The following is a 20,505-nucleotide window of genomic DNA, read 5'->3' as shown; positions in this document are numbered from 1 at the left end:
TCTGGAAACGCCCGCTCACCTTTGACTCCTAATGGGGCCCGGAGGTGAGCGGGCGTTTGGTTTTGGGCGACCAAAGGTGAGCGGGGGTTGGGAGATTGTTTGCCATACATGAGCGGGCGTCGCGGGGTGGCAGACTGGTTGGGTGACTTTGCCGAACGAACCTGCCCCGGAGGCCACCCCTGGATTCCCTGACGGGGATGACCCGGAAGCCCAGTTGAGCGCCCTGGCTGCGGCGCGGATCGCCGTCGACGTCCTGCTCGACGGCGGTGTGCGGCACGTGGTGGTGTCGCCTGGTTCCCGGTCGGCCCCCATGGCGTACGCCCTGGCCGAGGCCTCCGCGGCCGGCCGGGTGGACCTGCTGGTCCGGATCGATGAACGGTCCGCCGGGTTCACGGCCCTGGGCCTGGCCCTGTCCACCGGCTCGCCCGCAGCCGTGCTCACCACGTCCGGGACCGCCGTCGGAAACCTGATGCCGGCGGTGATGGAGGCCAACCATGCTGCCGTACCGCTCATCGTCCTGTCCGCGGACCGGCCGGAGGAGCTGCGCGGAACCGGCGCCAACCAAACCACCGTGCAGCCGGACCTGTTCGGTGACCAGGTCCGGTTCGCGGCCGACATACCCGCCGGAACCAGTCCGGAGCGGGCCATTCAAACCGGGCTTTCCGCGGCAGCCGGCGCCTTCCCGGACCTGCCGCCGGGCCCGGTCCAGCTGAACCTCGCGTTCCGCGACCCCCTGGTCCCGTCCCCCGAAGAAGGTCTGCCGGAGGCGGTGGAACGGACGCGCTACCGGGTGGGCACCGAGCCCCTGGTCATGAACCTGCCCCCGGCAGCGGCCAGCCTGCCGGAGCGGCGCACCGTGGTGCTGGCAGGGCACGACGCCGGCCCGGTCGCCGAGGCGTTCGCCCGCGCCCACAACCTGCCGCTGCTCGCCGAACCGTCCTCCAATTCCCGGTTCGGACCCAACGCCGTGGGCCCGTACCGGCTGCTGCTGGAGCATTTCGGACCCAGCTCGGCGCAGCCGATTGAGCGCGTGGTGCTGTTCGGCCGGCCCACCCTGTCCCGTCCCGTGGCCGCGCTGCTGGCCCGCGACGATGTTGAATCCGCTCTGTACCAGCCGGTTCCGGTCGCATGGTACGAGCCTGGCCGACGCACCGAGCTGCCGCTGGAGAACCTGGCCGACCTTGCCGATTTCGCCGGCCGGGGCACCTCCGCCTGGCTGGACACCTGGCTCCTCGCCGGCTCGGCTGCCCAGCATGCCCTGGACCAGGTGGTCTCCGCAGAGGCCGCCGCCACCGGCCCCTCCGTCGCCTCGCTGGTCTGGAAGCACGCCCGCGGCCAGCTGCTGCTGGGGTCCTCCAACGGCATCCGGGACGTGGACCTGGCCGGAGTGCCCGCCACTGATCCGGCCGCCACCGTCTACGCAAACCGGGGCCTTGCCGGGATCGACGGCACCATTTCCACAGCAACCGGCATTGCCCTGGGCGGCCGGCAGGAGACCACCGCCCTCATGGGCGACGTGACCTTCCTCCATGAGGCCGGCGGACTCCTCCTCGGCGCGGGGGAGGAGCAGCCGGACCTGCGGATCGTGGTCCTGAATGATTCCGGCGGCGCCATCTTCGGGCTGCTGGAGCACGGGGGAGTCGAGGAGGGCGGCCGGTACGGGGACGTCGTCGAGCGCCTCTTCGGTACCCCGCACTCAGTGGACATCGCGGCACTCGCCGCAGCGTACGGCGTCGCACATTCACTGGTAAGTACGACGGCGGGACTCGCCGAAGCGCTGGCCCGGCCTGTGCAGGGGCGCAGCATCGTGGAGGTCCGGACGGACCGCCGGCAGCTGCGGCAGCTCCACGCCCGCATCAAGGAAGCGGTGGCCGCGGCAGTTGAGGGCGTGCTGGCCGGCCGGTAAGCGCCTGGGGGCGTGCGCACGTCCTCGACGCGCATATTCCCTCTGGAAGCACAAATTCCCTGGCGCTACCGAGATAACGGCAGCGCCAGGGAATTTGGGCTTCGAAAGCGGACCAAGCTAAAGCACTCGGCTGAGGAACTCCTTGGTGCGCGCATGCTGGGGGTTGGCGATGATCCCGCGGGGATCGCCCGACTCCACCACCACGCCGCCGTCCATGAAGGTCAGGGTGTCGCCCACTTCGCGGGCGAAGCCGATCTCGTGGGTCACCACGATCATGGTCATGCCGGACTTTGCCAGGTCCTTCATCACGTTCAGGACGTCGCCCACCAGCTCCGGGTCCAGGGCCGAGGTGGGCTCATCAAAGAGCATGAGCTCAGGCTCCATGGCCAGCGCCCGGGCGATGGCCACGCGCTGCTGCTGGCCGCCGGAAAGCTGGGACGGGTAGTGGCCTGCCCGGTCGCCCAGCCCCACACGGTCCAGCAGCTCAAGCGCCCGCTTCTGGGCCTCGGCCTTCGGCTGGCCCTTCACATGCACCGGTGCTTCCATGACGTTCTGGAGCGCGGTCTTGTGCGGGAACAGGTTGAACCGCTGGAACACCATGCCGATTTCCCGGCGCTGGGCGGCGATTTCCTTGGTCTTGAGGTCGTGGAGCCGGCCGTTGACCTCGCGGTAGCCGATCAACTGACCGCCCACGGAAATCCGCCCGGCACTGATCGTTTCCAGGAGGTTCACGCAGCGCAGCATGGTGGACTTGCCGGAACCCGAAGGCCCGATCACCACGGACACCTCGCCCTGTTTGACGGTCATGTCGATGCCCCGCAGCACATGGTGGTGCCCGTAGTACTTGTGGAGGCCCTCGATCTGGACCAGCGGCTTTTCTGCTGTGATCGTCATCGTGCACTCTCCTCGGGGAAGTCCGTCTTCATTGACCGGTGTGCATCGGCACCGGCCGCGGCAGCCTTGGCAGCAGCCGGGTTGACACCGGCTGCGGGGGCCTGGTTGTCCACGCCCCTGCCGTAGTAGGCCTCGATGAAGTGCTGACCCACCATCAGGATGCTGGTGATTACCAGGTACCAGATGGCTGCCACGATCAGCAGCGGCACGGGCAGATAAGTGCGGTTGGCCAACGCATTGGTGGCAAATGTCAGGTCCAGGGTGAACGGGACCGCCAGGACCAGCGAGGTGGTCTTCAGCATGCCGATGGTTTCGTTGCCGGTTGGCGGCACGATCACCCGCATGGCCTGGGGAAGGATGATCCGCCACATGATTTTGCCCTTGGACATGCCCAGCGCCTCGGCGGCTTCCTGCTGGCCCCTGTCCACGGACTTGAGGCCGGCCCGGAAGATCTCCGCCAGGTAGGCGGATTCGTTGAGACCCAAACCGAGGATGGCAGCCACCGTGGCAGTGATGACTGCGGAGGTGTCCAGGCTGAAGAATTCAGGTCCAAACGGAATGCCCGCACTGATCTTGGGATAAAGGACCGAAATCAGGCCCCACAACACCAGCTGGGTATAGACGGGTGTGCCGCGGAAGAACCACACCCAGACCCAGCTCGACCAGCGGAATATGGGGTTGTCGGACTGGCGCATGAATGCCAGCAGGATGGCCAGGACGATGGCCAGGACCATCGAGGCCACGGTAAGCAACAGCGTCCAGCCCACACCCTGGACCACCTTGACGTCCAGGATGTAGGTGCCCACAACGTCCCAGCGGAAGTTGGGGTTGGTGAACAGGCTCTGCAGGAACACTGCTACGACAGCGAGGATGATGAGGGCGCTGATCCACCGGCCGGGGTGGCGCACCGGCACTGACTTGTTCAGTACCGGCGCATCCCGGTGTTGAGGGTGTTCCATATGCACGCCTGACTTGTCGTCGGTAACGCGAAAACTCAAGACTTGACCGCCGGGTTGACCTCGGACTTGGTGATGGCGCCCTCAGAGTTGCCCCAGCCCTCAAGGATCTTCTTGTAGGAGCCGTCTTCCATCAGCTTGGTGACGGTCTTCTGGATGACCTCTGCCCAGGCGGTGTCAGCCTTGGCCACAGCAATGCCCTGGGGAGCGGAATCGTAGACGTCGCCCAGCTTCTCCAGCTGGCCGTTGGTCTGGGTCAGCGCGTAGCCGATGATGGGGGAGTCGGCGGTCATGGCGTCGATGCTGCCGTTTACCAGTCGGGTGGTGACATCCGTCTGGTTCTTCAGGGTGACGATGTCAATGGGCTTCTTGCCGTCCGCGACGCACTTCTTGTTGCGGTCCGAAAGATCCGGGTCTTCCTGGACGGTGCCGGTCTGCACACCGATGGACTTGCCGCAGACATCATCCAGGGAGAACTTCTTGGGGTTGCCCTTCTGCACGGCCCAGGCGGTGCCGGCGTTGAAGTAGCTGACCATGTTCACGGCGCCCAGTCGCTCCGGGTTGATGGTGAACGAGGAGATGCCCAGATCGTACTTGGGGCCGAGGGCCGGAAGGATGCCGGTGAACTCGGCAGTCTGGACCTGGACCTTGAGGCCCAGCGTGGCGCCGATGGCCTTGGCGATGTCCACGTCGTAGCCCACGGGAGTCTGGCCGTCCGGACCCAGGAATTCGGCCGGTGCGTAGCTGGTGTCGGAGCCTACCGTGATGGTGCCCTTGGACTTGATGGTGTCCGGGACCATGGCAGCGAGGGCGTCGTCCTTCTTAACCGTGGACGGATCAAAGCTCGCGCTGGCCTTGCCTGAGGACGTGGCCGCGCCGGAGGGACCCGTTTCCGAGGCGTTCGTGCATGCTGAGAGGGCCAGGGCGCTGATGGCGATCATGGTGGCAGCGGTCAGCTTGGAAGTGCCCAGGAGGGTACGGGGAGTCTGCATTTCTTACCTTTTGTTGCAGGGGCTATGAGGTACTAACGCGGCTTATAGTGTAACGCTCAACAAGAGAGGTACGTCACACGCAACTAAGTTTCACTATTGGATAACTGTAGCGGGGGCAAAAGCAAGCCTTTAGGAGCGGGAAGAGTCTGTGATCCCAGACCTCGTACCGAATCCGGGGGAAAATCAGCTCTTGATGCCCAGCGATTCCAGCATGGGCCGGAACTTGGCCCACGTTTCGGCCAGCTCGGCTTTGGGCTGCGAGCCGTCAACGATGCCGCAGCCGGCATATAGCCTCACGGTGTCGGTCGACTCGATGACCGCACCGCGCAGGGCGATGCCCCATTCGCCGTTCCCGGCGGCATCCAGCCAGCCCACCGGCCCGGCATAGGGGCCGCGGTCAAGATGTTCCAGCTTCCGGATCAGTTCGCCCGCCACCAGGGTGGGGGTTCCGCAGACAGCTGCCGTGGGATGCAGGGCGTTGATCAGGGCCAGGCAGGTGGGCACGTGGCCCTCCACCTCGGTGAGTTCCGCCTTGACGTCCGAGGCCAGGTGCCACACGTTGGGCAACTCCAGGATGAAGGGCTCATCATGCGCATTCATGGCCTCCGAGAACGGCGCCAGCTGCCTGGTCAGGGACTGGATGGCAATCTCGTGCTCATGCCGCTGCTTCTCGGAGCCGGCGAGCACGCGCGTAGCGTAATCCATGGGCGGACCGTCCTCGCCGTGCGCGTCGCGGCGGTCCAGGGTGCCGGCCAGCACGCGCGCCTGCGCGGTGCGGCCCTCCACCTGGATCAGCATCTCGGGCGTGGCCCCCACCAGCCCGTCCACGCCGTACGTCCAGCATTCGCGGTACCGTGCGGCAAGTTCGCGCAGCACGTCCGCGGCATGTACGCCGGAAGGAATAGTAGCCACAACGTCCCGCGCCAGCACCAGTTTCTCCAGTGCCCCCGTGCGGATCTCGGCAACACCGGCGGCCACGGCCTCCATCCAGGCTTCCTCGCTGAGGGAACCGGTGTGCAGCGTTGCGCCGGCCGCCAGGGGGAGGGGGCGTACGACGGCGCCGCGGGCTTTGCCGGGCACGCCGCCCAGGGAAGCGTCCCCGGCGGAGTCCGCTGCCGCCGTCGTGCCTTCAACGTCCGGGTCTTCGGCGGGAGCACCGCTGAGCCAGCGGTCCAGTGCGGCGAGGGCTGACGCTTCGGTGAGCTGGCCGTCGTCGAACGTCAATTGCGTGAGCCATGCCTGGTTGTCCCGGACGCCCACCACGATCTCGGGCACGATCAGCCGCGACTCGTGGGCGGAAGTCTTGGAAAAGGCAAAGGAGCCGAAGGCGACGGGGCCAGTGCCGGGCAGCTCCACGGAGTCCGCGACCTCAGCCTCGAGGACCAGGTGCCGCCACCAGATGTCCGCCTCCAGGAACCGGTCCGGCCCGGTGGCAGTGAAGCGCGCAATCTCGCCAAGCCCGGCCAGCCCGGCTTCCCTGCGGGTCCAGCACAGGACGTCGTCCCTGACCAGAAACGAAGGCAGCCCCCCGGGGAACGCTTTGCCATCCAGGGGGACTGTCAAGGTGCGGAACGTGCTCGTCATGATGAGACAACACTACTCCCGCGTACACGGTGGCCTCCCCGGCACCCTGATGCAGGCTTGAGTGGGCAAAAAAGGGCTGGTCAGCACGCACGGGAACATTTGAGACAATGTCATGGTGAACCGAGCATCCTTGGATAAGCGTCCGGACGAAGTAGCCACGATGTTTGACGACGTCGCACCGAAATACGACGTCGTCAACGATGTCCTCTCCATGGGGCAGACCCGCCGCTGGCGGAAGATCGTGGTGGACGCGATGGAAGTCTCCAAGGGCCAGCGCGTCCTGGACCTCGCGGCCGGAACGGGTACCTCCAGCGAGCCATATGCCGACGCCGGCATAGACGTGGTGGCCTGCGACTTCTCCCTGGGCATGCTCAAGGTGGGAAAGCGCCGCCGCCCGGACATCAACTTCATTGCCGGTGACGCCACCAACCTGCCGTTCGCTGACAACACGTTCGATGCCACCACCATCTCCTTCGGCCTCCGCAACGTGAACGAGCCCAAGAAGGCGCTGCTGGAGATGCTGCGCGTCACCAAGCCGGGCGGCCGGCTGGTCATCGCCGAGTTCTCCCAGCCCGTGGTCCCGCTGTGGCGCACCATGTACACCGAATACCTGATGCGGGCCCTGCCGGCCATCGCGGTCAAGGTCGCCTCCAACCCGGACGCCTACGTCTACCTGGCCGAGTCCATCCGCGCCTGGCCGGACCAGGACCACCTGGCCGCCTGGCTGCAGGAGGCCGGCTGGGAGAATGTCACCTACCGCAACCTGACCGGCGGCATCGTGGCAGTCCACCGCGCCTTCAAGCCCGCCCCGCCGTCCAACGGCGGCGCTGCCGCCATCGCCGCGCACAAGGGCCCGGTGGCCAAGCTGCGCCGCAACATCGTCCGCTGACCTGTGAAGGTACTGATTGTCGGCGCCGGCCCTGCCGGGTCCACCGCCGCGTACTACCTCGCCAAGGCCGGCCTCGATGTCACGGTCCTGGAGAAAACCAGCTTCCCGCGCGAGAAAGTCTGCGGCGACGGACTCACGCCCCGGGCCGTCCGCGAGATCCAGAAGCTCGGCCTGCCGCACCCTGAGAACGACGGCTGGCGGCGGAACAAGGGCCTGCGCCTGATCGCCGGCGGCCGCACCATCGAACTGCCCTGGCCCGAGGTGTCCGACTTCCCGCAGTACGGCCTGATCCGCACCCGGCTTGGCTTTGACGAGGAACTGGCCCGGCACGCCCAGGCCGCGGGTGCCACCATCCTTGAGCGGCACAGCGTCACCGATGCCCTCCGGGACGACGACGGCCGGGTCACCGGGGTCCGCGCAGCGCTCCTTGACGAGTCCGGACGCAAGACGGGACAGACGCACGACTTCAGTGCCGACGTCGTCCTGGCCGCCGACGGCAACTCCACCCGCACCGCTGTCTCACTCGGCATCCAGAAGCGCGACGACCGGCCGCTCGGCGTCGCCGTCCGCACCTACTTCACCTCGCCGCGCACCGACGACGACTGGATGGAAGGCTGGCTGGAACTTCCCGGCCGTGACGGCAAGCTGCTGCCCGGCTACGGCTGGGTGTTCGGCGTGGGCGACGGCACGTCGAACGTGGGCCTGGGCATCCTGAACTCCTCCAAGGAATTCGGCAAGCTCGACTACAAGCAGGTCCTGCGCGATTGGACCGCCGGCATGCCCGCCGACTGGGGCTTCACACCGGAAAACCAGGTGGGCGAGATCCGCGGCGCCGCGCTGCCCATGGGCTTCAACCGCACCCCGCACTACTCGCCGGGACTCCTGCTGCTGGGCGACGCCGGCGGCATGGTGTCCCCGTTCAACGGTGAGGGCATCTCCTACGCGATGGAGTCGGCGCGTTTTGCCGCGGAGTTCATCATCGACGCCTCCTCGCGCTCCATGGCAGCAGGCGGAACGTACGACGCCGACGCGCACCTTTCGCGGTACGCGGACTACGTGCGGGACCAGTGGGGCTCGCACTTTACCCTCGGCCGGGCCTTCGCCGCGCTGATCGGCAAGCCGGCCGTCATGAAACTCGCGCTGCGGACAGGCATGCCAATCCCAGTGCTGATGCGGTTCGTGGTCAGGCTCCTTGCCAACCTCACGGACCCCACCGCCAAAGGCTTCGAGGACCGGGTGATCCGCGTCCTGGAATCGCTGGTTCCGGCCACGTCCAATACCCCGTCAGCTCCGAATCAGCGGTATCCGCAACAAAAAGTTAGGGTTAACCCGTGACCAAATCCGCAGACCACAGCTGGACGCACGCCGGGCACGGCCTGCCGGACTCCGAACCCAGCCTCAACACCACCGCCATTGCCACGGGCCTCCAGCTGCCGGCAGGCTTCGCGGCCATCGCGGGGGACGCCGAGCTGGGGCCGGCCATCACCAACAACCTGGCCAAGGTGGAGAAGAAACTCCGGGAAGCCATCGCCAACTCGGATCCGCTGGCTGACGCAACGTCGCGCCACTTGGTGGAAGCCGGCGGCAAGCGCATCCGGCCGCTGCTGACCCTGCTCTGCGCCCACCTCGGGGACGCATCCCTGCCCGCAGTGGTGCAGGCCGCCGTCGTGGTGGAACTGACGCACCTGGCAACCCTGTACCACGACGACGTTATGGACTCCGCGCCGTTCCGCCGCGGCGCCCCTACGGCCCACGAAGTATGGGGCAACTCCGTGGCCGTCCTGACTGGGGACCTGATCTTTGCCCGGGCCTCCATCCTGGTGTCCGAACTCGGCGGGCGTGCGCTGGGCATCCAGGCCCGCACGTTTGAGCGGCTGTGCCTGGGCCAGCTGCACGAAACGGTGGGGCCCCGCCCTGACGAGGATCCGGTGGAGCACTACCTCTCCGTGATCGCGGACAAGACCGGCTCGCTGGTGGCAGCTTCCGGCCAGTTCGGTGCCATCTTCTCCGGCGCCGACGAGGCCCTTGAGGACATCCTGGTGGAGTACGGCGAGAAGGTGGGCGTCGCGTTCCAGCTGGCCGACGACGTCATCGATGTAACCGGCGTGAAGGTGAAGTCCGGCAAGTCGCCCGGAACGGACCTGCGTGAAGGCGTTCCCACCCTGCCCGTCCTGCTCCTGCGCAAGGCTGCCGCTGACGGTGACCAGTCCGCCGTCGACCTTTTGACGCTGATTGACGGCGACCTGTCCTCTGATGATGCACTGGCTGCCGCCGTGGCCGGGCTGCGCGAGCACCCTGTCACTGCTCAGTCCTGGGTGGTGGCACGCCGCTGGGCCGACGAAGCCATCGCTGCCCTGGCCCCGCTGCCCGAGGGCGTGGTCAAGGAGTCGCTGTCCAACTTCGCGCTGGCCGTGGTGGACCGCGCCAGCTGATCCTTGGTTTTTAGGAGCCCGGTTCCCCTGGTTCATCCAGTTGGTGCCGGGCTTCTTCTTGTGCCCCCCCTTAACGGGACAGCCCCGGTCCTCAACAACCGAAGCTGCTGTGAACCGGGGCCATCTCTCCGTTCGCATCAGACCCGCCGGAGGCGTTTAGCGGATCCGTGAATAGCTTATGACAGCTTTGTCATAACGCACAAGTCCCTTGTTACTGCAGGTGTCAAAGATTTTTCAGGGCTGCCTTTGCGGCCGTCGTGGGGCACATTGAGGGCCGCCCCCTGCATACAGGGCTGAACCTGTGGCGGGTCCGTGTCGAAGTGCCCCACGACTGCAGGTTCTCCACATGGCGCGGCTCGGAACTGTCGCTTGCGGCAAGGTACAGGGGACCGTGGAGCCATGGATATTGAGGCTTTTCTCCGTCGCCGGGGAGGGGTGGCCCGGACTGCAGCACTGCACCGGGCGGGATTCTCCAGAACGCGGGTGGACAAGTTCCTGGCAGCAGGCCTCATCGTGAGGGGCCGGCGGGGTGTTTACGGCCTGCCGGTGGAAGGCGGCGTGCTCGGTTTGGCGCTGCAGCACAATGCGCTCGTGACCTGCCTTTCCGCTGCCCCCGTTTATCAGCTGTGGACCCTGGAGAAGGCGGGTGTGGTCCATCTGAGCCCTGGGCACAGGAAGGCAGTGCCGGGCACCCTCACCCACGGCCGGATCCGCCACCCTGTCCATCCCTGGCTGCCGGTGGCAGGCCTGGCCGACGTCCTCATCCATGCCCTGCACTGCCTGCCGGAACTGGAGGCGCTGGTAATGGTCCAGTGTGCCGCGCAACGCGGTGATGTGACGGTGGACTTCCTGCGGCGCAAGCTTCCCGGGAACCGCAACGCCCGTGCCCGGTCAGTCCTGGATCACGTAATTCCGCGGGCGGACTCGCTCCTGGAAGTCTTGGCCAACTACCACTTCCACAGGGCCGGCCTCCATGTCCGCCGGCACGTGGAGCTCCCGGGGGTGGGTGAAGTGGACTTCCTGATTGAGGATTTCCTGGTGGTGGAAACCGACGGCGCCAGCCACCTGGAGGCAAAGCAGGTTAAGAAGGACAGGGCACGCAACAATGCCACAGTGGTTGGCGGGCGTCTCTGCCTGAGGTTCGGCTATGCGGATGTGGTCCACCATCCCGGGGTGATGGTGGACCAGGTCCTGGCGGTGCTGGAACAGAGCCGGCGGGGATCATTCAGTGCGCGGTGAGTTCCCGCGGTCGCGGGGCACTTTGGCCGCGACAGTTGGCAAAACAGGCTGGAATCACGGCGTGTCCGTGTCAAAGTGCCCCAGGACCGCAGCAAGGCAGCCCAGCCGGAAGCGGGGAGTCCCTACTCTTCCTCTTCGTCCTCGAACGCCCACTCGAACATGTCGAAGACGAATTCGGAGAAGGTGCCTTCCTCGGACTTCCACTGGCCGCGGGCATTGTTGCGGCGGTACACGATGGGATCGGGGACGCTGAGGTCTCCTACGCGGAAGCCCCAGGTGAACTGTTCCTCTTCGTCCTCGAGGAACATGAGGAAGCCCTCGTCGTCGACCTCGAGCTCTTCGGGGTCCCAGAAGTAGTGGTAGGCCTCCATGAGGTCCTCGCAGCCGCCAAGGGCCAGGTAGAACTCGCGCAAAACCAAGGGGATCTGGAACTGGTGCCCGGCGAGGGCCTTATCCAGTTCCTCCGGGGTCAGGCCGTCCTCTTCCTGCCATTCATCCTCGAGATACTTCGGAACAAGCGCACGGAACTTCTCGAGGAACATGTCAGTCATGCTCATATCCTAGCCAATGCGGAGCACCCCAAAATGACACCGGGGCAGCACTCACAGCCCTGGATCGGTGCCGCGCCGGTGCCACCCGCGGACTGCGAGGGGGGCCTGCCAGGAACGCCGCCACGCCAGGACCCGGAACGTGAAAACCACTGCCGCGATGGCGGCCGCCGTCAGGACGTTGAACACGCCGAAGACCCAGAGCACGGCAGTCATGGCAGCCCCTACAAAAGCCGGCAGCGCGTAGATGTCCTTGGGGTTGAACAGTTCGGGAACCTCATTGGCGGTGATGTCCCGCAGCAGCCCTCCGCCCACCGCCGTCGTCACCCCCAGCAGCACGGACGCCACCGGGTTAAGGCCCGTGGCCAGCGCCTTGAGCGTGCCGGTCATGCAGAACAAGGCCAGGCCGGCGGCGTCGAACAGGATCAGCAGGGACGTGTAGCGCTGCACGCTGGAGAACAGGAAGAAGACCAGCACGGTGGCCAGCAGCGGCGGGGCCAGGTACGCCGGATTGGTGAAGGCGGCGGGAACAATGGCCAGGATGATGTCCCGGATGACGCCTCCGCCGAGCCCCACCAGGGAGGCGAGCAGCAGCGATCCCACAATGTCGATCTGCTTCCGCGCCGCCAGCAGCGAGCCCGAGACGGCAAAGAAAAACACGCCCAGCAGATCCAGCCACACCGGGGAGTTGTCAAAGGCGAATGTCATGGGGCGTCCCGGTATTTCAAAGAGGGCGGACAGGGCGGCTCCAACGTTACGCTAGCCCCTATGAACAGCCCCATCATGATCGCCTGTGCCCATGGGACGTCCAACACACAGGGGGCCGCGGAGGTCAACGCCCTGCGCGCCGCCATTGCTGAACTGCGGCCAGGCCTCGACGTCCGGGAAGCCTATGTGGACGTCCAGCAGCCGGACCTGGTGGATGTGGTGGCGGGCCTGCCGGAGGGGGAGGCCGCCGTGGTGGTTCCCTTGCTGCTCAGCGTTGGCTACCACGTGAAGGTGGACATCGCGCGGGCCGTGAAGAGCCGTCCGGGCAGTGCGGCCGCCGCACCGCTGGGCCCCGACCCGCGGCTCGCCAGACTGCTGGACCAGCGGCTGCGCGAAGCCGGGACCACGGACAACGACGTCATCGTCCTTGCCGCCGCCGGCTCGTCCAACCCCAACGCCGCCGTCAGCGTGGAGGAGTTGCTGCGCCAGCTCCAGGAGCTCCGGTCCAACCGGATCGTGGCCGCCTACGGTGCCTCGGCCAAGCCCTCAGTGCCCGACGCCGTCGCGATGCTTCGGGAGGAACTTGAAGGAGGTGCCGGGGCGGGGGAGTCCGCCGGGGCCGTCGACGTCGGCGGTCGGGTGGTGATTGCCTCCTACCTCCTGGCGCCGGGCTTCTTCCACGACCAGCTCGCCAAGGCAGGAGCCGACGTCGTGACCGAACCCCTGCTGCCGTCCCCCGTGCTCGCCGAGATCGCGCTGGACAGGTACGACGCCGCCGTCGCAACGATGAACGGGACCCCTGCGGAAGCACCGGCAGCGGCACCCCTGGAAGCCGCCGCACCGGCCCCGGCCGCACCCGCCGCGGATGCACAGGAGGGTGGCATCTTCAAGGCCCTCCGGCGTTTCGTGACGAAATATTTCCCTAGGTGACTTAGCGTTTCCGGCCCTTTGTGACGCAATTCGGGCGGGACCTACAGTCGATGCATGACTGATACAGCTCTAGCCGGAGCGTCCGCGGACTCCGCTGCCACCAAGCGCCCCGCCCGCCCGTCCCGTCCTGCTGCGAAGCCGCACGGGCAGTGGAAGGTGGACGGCAAGACGCCCCTGAATGCCAACGAAACCTGGAAACAGGAAGACGACGGCCTGAACGTGCGCGAGCGTATCGAGACCATCTACGCCAAAGAGGGCTTCGACGCGATCCCCGGCCAGGACCTGCACGGCCGGTTCCGCTGGTGGGGCCTGTACACCCAGCGCAAGCCCGGGATCGACGGCGGCAAGACCGCAACGCTTGAGCCGCACGAGCTCGAGGACAAGTACTTCATGCTGCGCGTGCGGATCGACGGCGGCGCCCTGACCACCGAGCAGCTGCGCGTCATCGGCCAGATCTCCGTGGACTTCGCCCGCGACTCCGCCGACCTCACCGACCGCCAGAACATCCAGCTGCACTGGATCCGCGTGGAGGACATCCCCGAGATCTGGAACCGCCTGGAAGGCGTGGGCCTGTCCACCACCGAGGCCTGCGGGGACGTTCCCCGCGTCATCCTGGGCTCGCCCGTGGCGGGCATCGCCAAGGACGAGATCATCGACCCCACCCCGCTCATCGAGGAGCTGGGGGAGCGGTTCATCGGCAACCCGCTGCTGTCCAACCTCCCGCGCAAGTACAAGACCGCGATCACCGGCCACCCCAGCCAGGACGTGGTGCACGAGATCAACGACTGCGCCCTGGTTGGCGTGAAGCACCCCGAATTCGGCGCCGGCTACGACCTGTGGGTGGGTGGCGCGCTGTCCACCAACCCGATGCTCGGCAAGCGCCTGGGCGCGTTCGTGAAGCCGGAGCAGGCCGCGGACGTGTGGCTGGGCGTCACCAGCATCTTCCGTGACTACGGCTACCGCCGCATGCGCACCAAGGCCCGCCTGAAGTTCCTGCTGGCTGACTGGGGTCCGGAGAAGTTCCGCCAGATCCTCGAGGACGAATACCTGGGCTACAAGCTGGCCGACGGTCCCGCCGCGCCCAAGCCCACCGCACCGGGCGACCACATCGGCGTGCACGAGCAGAAGGACGGCAAGTTCTTCATCGGCGCCACCCCGCTGGCCGGCCGGCTGTCCGGGGCCCAGCTGGTTAGGCTCGCGGACACCCTTGAGGCCCGCGGCTCCCGGCGCCTGCGCACCACCCCGCACCAGAAGCTGGTGGTCCTGGACGTCGAGAAGGAACAGGTTGAGCCCCTGGTGGCTGAACTGGACGCCCTGGGCCTGTCCGCCCGCCCGTCCGTGTTCCGCCGCGGCACCATCGCCTGCACCGGCATCGAGTACTGCAAGCTGGCCATTGTGGAGACCAAGCACACCGCCGCCACGGCCGTGGCCGAGCTGGAGCGCCGCCTGGCCGACCTCGCCGAATCCGGCGAGCTGCCGCAGGCACTTTCGCTGCACATCAACGGCTGCCCCAACTCCTGCGCCCGCATCCAGACGGCGGACATCGGGCTGAAGGGCATGATGCTGCCAACGCCCGACGGCGACCCCTCCCCGGGTTTCCAGGTCCACCTGGGTGGCGGGCTGGCTTCCAACGACCGCGAGGAAGCAGGGCTGGGACGCACCGTCCGCGGCCTGAAGGTGTACGTGGACGACCTGCCCGACTACGTGGAGCGGGTGGTCCGCCGGTTCGTGGCCGACCGTGCCGAAGGCCAGACCTTCGCCGAATGGGCCCACGCAGCAGACGAGGAGGCATTGCAGTAATGGCAAAACACCTGGCACCCGCACCCGCCAAGCGTCCCGTCGAGGAGCTCAAGGCGCTGGCTGAAGCCGGCGCTGCCGAGCTCGGCTGGGACGCCCCTGCCCGCGATGTCATCGCCTGGGTGGAGCGCAACTTCGAACTGCCCGCCGTCGCCGTCGCCTGCTCCATGGCCGACGCCGTCCTGCCCGCCCTGGTGGCGGACCAGATGCCCGGCGTCGACGTCCTCTTCCTGGAGACCGGCTACCACTTCCCGGAAACCTACGCCACGCGTGACGAGGTGGCCGCGAACCTCCGCGTCAACGTGGTGGACGTGCTCCCCGAAAACACTGTGGAGCAGCAGGACCGGCTCCTGGGCAAGGACCTCTTTGCCCGCGACGCCGCCCAGTGCTGCGCCCTCCGCAAGGTGGCCCCGCTGCAGCGCACCCTGGCCGGCTACGAGCTCTGGTTCACCGGCGTCCGCCGCGACGAAGCCCCCACCCGGACCAACACGCCGCTGATCGGCTGGGATGAGAAGAACGGCCTGGTCAAGGTCAACCCCATGGCCGCCTGGACATTCGACCAGCTGGTCCAGTACTCCGACGACAACCTCCTGCCCGTCAACCCGCTGCTTTCCCAGGGCTACCCCTCCATTGGCTGCCAGCCCTGCACCCGCAAGGTGGCACCCGGCGAGGACCCCCGCGCCGGCCGCTGGGCAGGAACCGACAAGACAGAATGCGGACTACACGTATGAGCACTTCACTTACCGAGGAGACCCAGGTGACTGACGCCGCCGTATCCACGCGCCTGTCCAGCCTGGACACCCTGGAGTCCGAGGCCATCCACATCATCCGCGAGGTTGTTGCCGAGTTCGAGAAGCCCGCGCTGCTGTTCTCCGGCGGCAAGGACTCCGTGGTGATGCTGCACCTGGCCACCAAGGCGTTCTGGCCCGGCAAGGTGCCGTTCCCCGTGCTGCACGTGGACACCGGCCACAACTTTCCCGAGGTCATCGACTTCCGCGACCGCACCGTTGAGCGGCTGGGCCTGAAGCTGGTGGTGGGCTCCGTCCAGGAGTTCATCGACCGCGGCGAGCTGGCCGAGCGCGCCGACGGCACCCGGAACCCGCTGCAGACCGTCCCCCTGCTGGACGCCATCCAGCAGAACAAGTTCGACGCCGTGTTCGGTGGCGGCCGCCGCGACGAGGACAAGGCCCGCGCCAAGGAGCGCATCCTGAGCCTCCGCGACGAGTTCGGCCAGTGGGACCCGCGCAACCAGCGCCCCGAGTTGTGGAACCTCTACAACGGCCGCCACACCGTGGGCCAGCACGTCCGGGCCTTCCCCATCAGCAACTGGACCGAGCTGGACATCTGGCGCTACATCGAACGCGAGAACATCGAGCTGCCGGGCCTCTACTACGCCCACGAGCGCGAGGTCTTCGCCCGCGACGGCATGTGGCGCGCGGTGGGCGAAGTGTCCCAGCCCCGCGACGGCGAGGAAGTCATCACCAAGACCGTCCGCTACCGCACAGTGGGGGACATGTCCTGCACCGGCGCTGTGGAATCCAACGCCTACACCGTGTCCGATGTCGTGGTGGAAGTCGCTGCCTCCACCCTGACCGAACGTGGCGCCACCCGCGCAGATGACCGCATCTCCGAGGCCGCCATGGAAGACCGCAAGAAGGACGGGTACTTCTAATGACCACCGAAGCAGTTCTCCCGGCAGACCTGGAAACGGCCCTGCCCACCACGCTCTTCCGCTTCGCCACGGCAGGATCGGTCGACGACGGCAAGTCCACTCTGGTGGGCCGCCTCCTTCACGATTCCAAGGCCATCCTGGCTGACCAGCTCGACGCCGTCGCCCGCACCTCGGCCGACCGCGGCTTCGGCGGCGACAAGGGCGGGATCGACCTGGCCCTGCTGACCGATGGCCTGCGCGCCGAGCGCGAACAGGGCATCACCATCGACGTGGCCTACCGCTATTTCGCCACCGACCAGCGCAGCTTCATCCTGGCCGACTGCCCCGGGCACGTGCAGTACACCAAGAACACGGTGACCGGCGCGTCCACTGCGGATGCCGTCGTCGTCCTCATTGACGCCCGCAAGGGTGTGCTGGAGCAGACCCGCCGGCACCTGTCCGTGCTGCAGCTGCTGCGCGTGGCGCACGTGATCGTGGCCGTGAACAAGATCGACCTGGTGGACTTCAGCGAGTCCGTGTTCCGCGGGATCGAAGCCGACGTGCAGCAGGTGGGCCGCGAACTGGGCCTGGGCTCCGACGGCATCAGCGACCTCCTGGTCATCCCGGTCTCCGCTCTCGACGGCGACAACGTGGTGGAGCGCTCCGAGCGCACCCCCTGGTACACCGGCCCCGCACTGCTGGAGGTCCTGGAGACCCTCCCCGCCGCCGATGAACTGGAAAGCCACCTGGAAAGCTTCCGCTTCCCGGTGCAGCTGGTCATCCGGCCGCAGGGCGCCCTGGCCCCCGACGCCGTCGCCGCCGGCCTGGATGTGGAGGCCTTCCGCGACTACCGCGCCTACGCCGGCCAGATCACCGAAGGCTCCGTAAAGGTGGGGGACCAGGTGTCCGTTCTGACACCGGGCCAGTCGCCGCGGACCACCACTGTGGTGGGCATCGACTTTGCCGGGGCTTCCCTGCAGGAAGCCGCCGCCCCGCAGTCGGTGGCCATCCGGCTGGCGGACGAGTTCGACGTCGCACGCGGTGACACCATCGCGGCCGCCGGCACCGTCCGCGAGGCTTCCGCCGACCTGTACGCCGCCCTGTGCTGGCTGTCCCCGAAGCCGCTCCGCGAAGGCCAGAAGGTGCTGGTCAAGCACGGCACCCGGACGGTGCAGGCGATGGTCCGCAGCGTCTCCGGCAAGCTGGACCTGGCCACCTTCAAGCTTGAAGGCGCCTCCAGCCTGGAACTGAACGACATCGGGCACGCGCAGCTCCGGCTCGCCGCCCCGCTGCCGCTGGAGAACTACCTGCACCACCGCCGCACCGGCGCGTTCCTGGTGATCGACCCGCTGGACGGCAACACGCTGGCCGCAGGCCTGGTCAAGGACCACCCGGGCGACCACGAGGACGAGCGCTACAGCATCTAGGTACTCCTTTCGAAACCGCGGCTTGTTCGCAGATCCGGACCGTGAAGGTTCTGACGCGCGAACAAGCCGCGGTTTTGCCGTCTCGTAAGGTTGTCAGAGGAGGCGAAAGCATGGAGACCATCAGCCCGAAGCTCCTCAACTGGGCGTCCATCCTTGATGACAAGACCCGCGAGCAGGCAGTGATGACCGCGGCCCTGCCGTTCATCTACCCGCACCTGGCGCTGATGCCGGATGCGCACCTGGGCATGGGCGCCACCGTGGGCTCCGTCATCCCCACGCTGCGCGCCATCATTCCGGCCGCGGTTGGCGTGGACATCGGCTGCGGCATGATCGCGGTGCGCACCCAGTACTCCGTGAAGGACCTGCCCAAGGACCGCAAGCGCCTCCGGGAGGACATCGAGCGGGTCATCCCCTTGTCGGCAGGGCATAACAACAGGCAGGTCCTTCCCACGGCGCAGCCGCGGATCGCGGAGCTGAAGCAGCGGGCCGCGAAGGCCGGTTTCAACCCTGCCCAGTACGTTCCCAAGTGGGAGCTGCAGCTGGGGTCCCTGGGCTCGGGGAACCACTTCATCGAGGTCTCCGCAGATGAGGACGACGGCGTGTGGCTCTTCCTGCATTCGGGCTCGCGGGGCATCGGCAACAGGATCGCCCAGCACCACATCGGCGTCGCCCGGCTTATCAGCCGCAAGAACCAGATTTACCTGCCGCACCCGGACCTCGCGTACCTGGACGAGGGAACCCCGCAGTTCGAGCGGTACATCGCCGAACTGCGCTGGGCCCAGCACTTCGCCCTGCTGAACCGGGAGGAGATGATGGACCGCGTAAGAACCCAGTTCAGCCACTGGGTGGGCGGGCCGGTCCGGGAACGCGAGCGGATCAACTGCCACCACAACTTCACCGAGCAGGAAACGCACTACGGCAAGTCCGTGTGGGTGTCCCGCAAGGGCGCCATCAAAGCCGCCCCCGGAGATCCCGGACTTATCCCCGGGTCCATGGGGACGGCGTCGTATGTTGTGGTGGGCCGTGGCAACCCGGCGTCGCTGAACTCCTCACCGCACGGGGCGGGGCGTGAGTACTCTCGGAACGCTGCCCGGAAGGCCTTCACGCTGGAGGAGCTGAAGCGGGCCATGCGGGGCATCGAGTTCCGCGCCTCGGAGGCCTTCATTGACGAAATCCCGGCCGCGTACAAGCCGATCGACCAGGTCATGCAGGATGCCGCGGACCTGGTCACGGTGCGGCACAAGCTGCGGCAGCTGGTCAACGTCAAAGGCAACTGAATCTGCGAAACAGGGCAGGAGTGCGGCCAAATGTGACGCTAGATGAACGTGCGTGACCCCCCGTTTCCGCGTCGTTGAACGGGTTTGGGCCACTCCCTATGGTGAAACAATGACTAGTTCCAAGCCCGGGATGACCCGCATCGTGGCAGGCGAAAGCGCGGTTCCCACGCGCAGGCGCGCCGTCGAGGCTGCCTTGGCCATTGGGCTGGTCCTGCTGATCGCCGTCGGCGCCATCGTGGCCTCGAACATTTCCCGCAACAGCGAGGCGCAGGCCGCCGAGCCCACCCCGGCCGCGGAACTGAAGCTGGGCTACTTCGGCAACGTCACCCACGCCGCGGCCCTGGTGGGCATCAAAAAGGGGTTCCTCGCGCACGCCCTGGGCAGCACCAGGCTCAGCACCGAAACCTTCAACGCCGGCCCGGCAGCCATCGAGGCCCTGAATGCCGGTGCCATCGACGCCGCCTACATCGGCCCCAATCCGGCCATCAACTCGTTCGCCAAGAGCCAGGGCCAGTCCGTGCGGGTGATTGCGGGCGCCGCGGCGGGCGGTGCACAGCTGGTGGTCAGGCCCGGGATCAACTCCGCCGCCGACCTCAAGGGCAAGACGCTCGCGTCCCCGCAGCTCGGCGGCACGCAGGACGTGGCGCTCCGGGCCTGGCTCAGCAAGCAGGGCTACAAGACCAACGTGGACGGCAGCGGCGATGTCGCCATCAACCCCACAGACAACGCCCAGTCCCTCAAGCTGTTCCAGGACGGAAAGCTCGACGGCGCGTGGCTGCCTGAGCCGTGGGCCTCACGATTGGTGCTCCAGGCCGGCGCCCAGGTGCTGGTGGACGAAAAGGACCTGTGGGACGGAACCGGCACCGGCAAGCCGGGCGAGTTTCCCACCACCATCCTGATCGTGAACCAGAAGTTCGCCGCGGACCACCCGGACACGGTCAAGGCGCTGCTGAAGGGGAACGCGGAATCGGTAGCGTGGCTCAATTCGGCGCCGGCCGGCCAGAAGGCGGAGCTCATCAACTCCGCCCTGCAGGAAACCGCCGGGGCAGCACTGCCGGGAGATGTCCTTACCAGGTCGCTGGCCAACATCACCTTCACCCTGGACCCCCTGGCCGGCAGCTACTCCAAGCTCCTCCAGGACGGCGTGGAGGCCGGCACCACCAAGAAGGCCGACATCAACGGACTCTTCGACCTCCGTGCCCTCAACCAGGTCACCGGCGGTACCGACAAGATTTCTGCGGCCGGACTCGGCCAGGACTGACCCACCCCCACTAC

The 20,505-nt window shown here is 67.1% G+C and carries 18 protein-coding genes; 12 read left to right on the top strand and 6 right to left on the bottom strand.

Features of this window, described 5'->3' with window-relative positions; genetic code table 11:
* Window positions 1-148 precede the first annotated feature (148 nt).
* A complete protein-coding gene (gene menD, locus LDO14_RS15250; protein ID WP_223995270.1) occupies window positions 149-1,906 on the top strand; it encodes a 2-succinyl-5-enolpyruvyl-6-hydroxy-3-cyclohexene-1-carboxylic-acid synthase in 1,758 nt (585 codons plus the stop codon).
* Window positions 1,907-2,023: 117 nt separating this feature from the next.
* Here menD and LDO14_RS15245 read toward each other — a convergent pair whose 3' ends face one another.
* The 4 genes from LDO14_RS15245 to LDO14_RS15230 form a co-directional block, all read right to left on the bottom strand.
* Window positions 2,024-2,800 carry an amino acid ABC transporter ATP-binding protein gene (locus tag LDO14_RS15245; RefSeq protein WP_134163952.1) on the bottom strand — a complete coding sequence of 259 codons (777 nt, stop codon included), beginning with the start codon at window positions 2,798-2,800 and terminating at the stop codon, window positions 2,024-2,026.
* Complete coding sequence (locus LDO14_RS15240) at window positions 2,797-3,759, bottom strand: amino acid ABC transporter permease (protein WP_018768630.1); 963 nt, start codon at window positions 3,757-3,759, stop codon at window positions 2,797-2,799. Before LDO14_RS15240 ends, LDO14_RS15245 begins: the two co-directional genes overlap by 4 nt.
* A 35-nt stretch (window positions 3,760-3,794) precedes the next feature.
* Window positions 3,795-4,748 carry an ABC transporter substrate-binding protein gene (locus tag LDO14_RS15235; RefSeq protein WP_018768629.1) on the bottom strand — a complete coding sequence of 318 codons (954 nt, stop codon included), beginning with the start codon at window positions 4,746-4,748 and terminating at the stop codon, window positions 3,795-3,797.
* 183 nt (window positions 4,749-4,931) lie between these two features.
* On the bottom strand, window positions 4,932-6,332 hold the full coding sequence (locus tag LDO14_RS15230; RefSeq protein ID WP_223992376.1) for an isochorismate synthase: 1,401 nt from the start codon (window positions 6,330-6,332) through the stop codon (window positions 4,932-4,934).
* A gap of 115 nt (window positions 6,333-6,447) precedes the next feature.
* On the opposite strand from LDO14_RS15230, the gene LDO14_RS15225 reads away from it, so the two are divergent.
* From LDO14_RS15225 to LDO14_RS15210, 4 genes are all read left to right on the top strand, one after another.
* Complete coding sequence (locus LDO14_RS15225; protein WP_223995268.1) at window positions 6,448-7,221, top strand: demethylmenaquinone methyltransferase; 774 nt, start codon at window positions 6,448-6,450, stop codon at window positions 7,219-7,221.
* A gap of 3 nt (window positions 7,222-7,224) precedes the next feature.
* Window positions 7,225-8,556 (top strand): geranylgeranyl reductase family protein, encoded by a 1,332-nt coding sequence (locus LDO14_RS15220; protein ID WP_223992375.1) that lies wholly within the window; start codon window positions 7,225-7,227, stop codon window positions 8,554-8,556.
* Window positions 8,553-9,653, top strand: a complete 1,101-nt coding sequence (locus tag LDO14_RS15215) for a polyprenyl synthetase family protein (RefSeq protein WP_223992374.1) — start codon at window positions 8,553-8,555, stop codon at window positions 9,651-9,653. The genes LDO14_RS15220 and LDO14_RS15215 overlap by 4 nt, the downstream gene beginning before the upstream one ends.
* A gap of 399 nt (window positions 9,654-10,052) precedes the next feature.
* On the top strand, window positions 10,053-10,892 hold the full coding sequence (locus LDO14_RS15210) for a type IV toxin-antitoxin system AbiEi family antitoxin domain-containing protein (protein ID WP_223992373.1): 840 nt from the start codon (window positions 10,053-10,055) through the stop codon (window positions 10,890-10,892).
* Between the two features lie 122 nt (window positions 10,893-11,014).
* Here LDO14_RS15210 and LDO14_RS15205 read toward each other — a convergent pair whose 3' ends face one another.
* Both LDO14_RS15205 and LDO14_RS15200 read right to left on the bottom strand, forming a co-directional pair.
* Window positions 11,015-11,443, bottom strand: coding sequence for a hypothetical protein (locus LDO14_RS15205; protein ID WP_056392997.1), 429 nt, complete (start codon window positions 11,441-11,443; stop codon window positions 11,015-11,017).
* 51 nt (window positions 11,444-11,494) lie between these two features.
* The gene (locus LDO14_RS15200; protein ID WP_018769000.1) at window positions 11,495-12,148 is read right to left on the bottom strand and encodes a trimeric intracellular cation channel family protein; all 654 of its coding nucleotides are present in this window, start codon (window positions 12,146-12,148) and stop codon (window positions 11,495-11,497) included.
* 60 nt (window positions 12,149-12,208) lie between these two features.
* Between LDO14_RS15200 and LDO14_RS15195 the strand changes: the two genes are divergently transcribed.
* The 7 genes from LDO14_RS15195 to LDO14_RS15165 all read left to right on the top strand — a co-directional run bounded on the left by LDO14_RS15195 (window position 12,209) and on the right by LDO14_RS15165 (window position 20,491).
* Window positions 12,209-13,078, top strand: coding sequence for a sirohydrochlorin chelatase (locus LDO14_RS15195; RefSeq protein ID WP_018769001.1), 870 nt, complete (start codon window positions 12,209-12,211; stop codon window positions 13,076-13,078).
* A gap of 54 nt (window positions 13,079-13,132) precedes the next feature.
* Window positions 13,133-14,878 (top strand): nitrite/sulfite reductase, encoded by a 1,746-nt coding sequence (locus LDO14_RS15190; protein ID WP_223992372.1) that lies wholly within the window; start codon window positions 13,133-13,135, stop codon window positions 14,876-14,878.
* Window positions 14,878-15,606 carry a phosphoadenylyl-sulfate reductase gene (locus LDO14_RS15185; protein ID WP_018769003.1) on the top strand — a complete coding sequence of 243 codons (729 nt, stop codon included), beginning with the start codon at window positions 14,878-14,880 and terminating at the stop codon, window positions 15,604-15,606. The genes LDO14_RS15190 and LDO14_RS15185 overlap by 1 nt, the downstream gene beginning before the upstream one ends.
* Entirely contained in the window at window positions 15,603-16,547 is a 945-nt protein-coding gene (gene cysD / locus LDO14_RS15180; RefSeq protein WP_018769004.1) for a sulfate adenylyltransferase subunit CysD, read from the top strand. The genes LDO14_RS15185 and cysD overlap by 4 nt, the downstream gene beginning before the upstream one ends.
* On the top strand, window positions 16,547-17,953 hold the full coding sequence (locus LDO14_RS15175; RefSeq protein WP_018769005.1) for a GTP-binding protein: 1,407 nt from the start codon (window positions 16,547-16,549) through the stop codon (window positions 17,951-17,953). The genes cysD and LDO14_RS15175 overlap by 1 nt, the downstream gene beginning before the upstream one ends.
* A 110-nt stretch (window positions 17,954-18,063) precedes the next feature.
* On the top strand, window positions 18,064-19,230 hold the full coding sequence (locus tag LDO14_RS15170) for an RtcB family protein (RefSeq protein WP_018769006.1): 1,167 nt from the start codon (window positions 18,064-18,066) through the stop codon (window positions 19,228-19,230).
* Between the two features lie 130 nt (window positions 19,231-19,360).
* The gene (locus tag LDO14_RS15165; RefSeq protein ID WP_018769007.1) at window positions 19,361-20,491 is read left to right on the top strand and encodes an ABC transporter substrate-binding protein; all 1,131 of its coding nucleotides are present in this window, start codon (window positions 19,361-19,363) and stop codon (window positions 20,489-20,491) included.
* Window positions 20,492-20,505: the final 14 nt, after the last annotated feature.

Source organism: Arthrobacter sp. NicSoilB11, from assembly GCF_019977375.1.
Classification (GTDB): domain Bacteria; phylum Actinomycetota; class Actinomycetes; order Actinomycetales; family Micrococcaceae; genus Arthrobacter.
This window is presented reverse-complemented; position numbering and strand designations above follow the sequence as displayed.

Bases quoted from the DNA above. Each gene is read 5' to 3' on its own strand.
- LDO14_RS15245 (WP_134163952.1), bottom strand. From the start codon at position 2,800: ATGACGATCACAGCAGAAAAGCCGCTGGTCCAGATCGAGGGCCTCCAC.
- LDO14_RS15240 (WP_018768630.1), bottom strand. From the start codon at position 3,759: ATGGAACACCCTCAACACCGGGATGCGCCGGTACTGAACAAGTCAGTG.
- LDO14_RS15235 (WP_018768629.1), bottom strand. From the start codon at position 4,748: ATGCAGACTCCCCGTACCCTCCTGGGCACTTCCAAGCTGACCGCTGCC.
- LDO14_RS15230 (WP_223992376.1), bottom strand. From the start codon at position 6,332: ATGACGAGCACGTTCCGCACCTTGACAGTCCCCCTGGATGGCAAAGCG.
- LDO14_RS15210 (WP_223992373.1), top strand. From the start codon at position 10,053: ATGGATATTGAGGCTTTTCTCCGTCGCCGGGGAGGGGTGGCCCGGACT.
- LDO14_RS15205 (WP_056392997.1), bottom strand. From the start codon at position 11,443: ATGACTGACATGTTCCTCGAGAAGTTCCGTGCGCTTGTTCCGAAGTAT.
- LDO14_RS15200 (WP_018769000.1), bottom strand. From the start codon at position 12,148: ATGACATTCGCCTTTGACAACTCCCCGGTGTGGCTGGATCTGCTGGGC.
- LDO14_RS15195 (WP_018769001.1), top strand. From the start codon at position 12,209: ATGAACAGCCCCATCATGATCGCCTGTGCCCATGGGACGTCCAACACA.
- LDO14_RS15190 (WP_223992372.1), top strand. From the start codon at position 13,133: ATGACTGATACAGCTCTAGCCGGAGCGTCCGCGGACTCCGCTGCCACC.
- LDO14_RS15185 (WP_018769003.1), top strand. From the start codon at position 14,878: ATGGCAAAACACCTGGCACCCGCACCCGCCAAGCGTCCCGTCGAGGAG.
- cysD (WP_018769004.1), top strand. From the start codon at position 15,603: ATGAGCACTTCACTTACCGAGGAGACCCAGGTGACTGACGCCGCCGTA.
- LDO14_RS15175 (WP_018769005.1), top strand. From the start codon at position 16,547: ATGACCACCGAAGCAGTTCTCCCGGCAGACCTGGAAACGGCCCTGCCC.
- LDO14_RS15170 (WP_018769006.1), top strand. From the start codon at position 18,064: ATGGAGACCATCAGCCCGAAGCTCCTCAACTGGGCGTCCATCCTTGAT.
- LDO14_RS15165 (WP_018769007.1), top strand. From the start codon at position 19,361: ATGACCCGCATCGTGGCAGGCGAAAGCGCGGTTCCCACGCGCAGGCGC.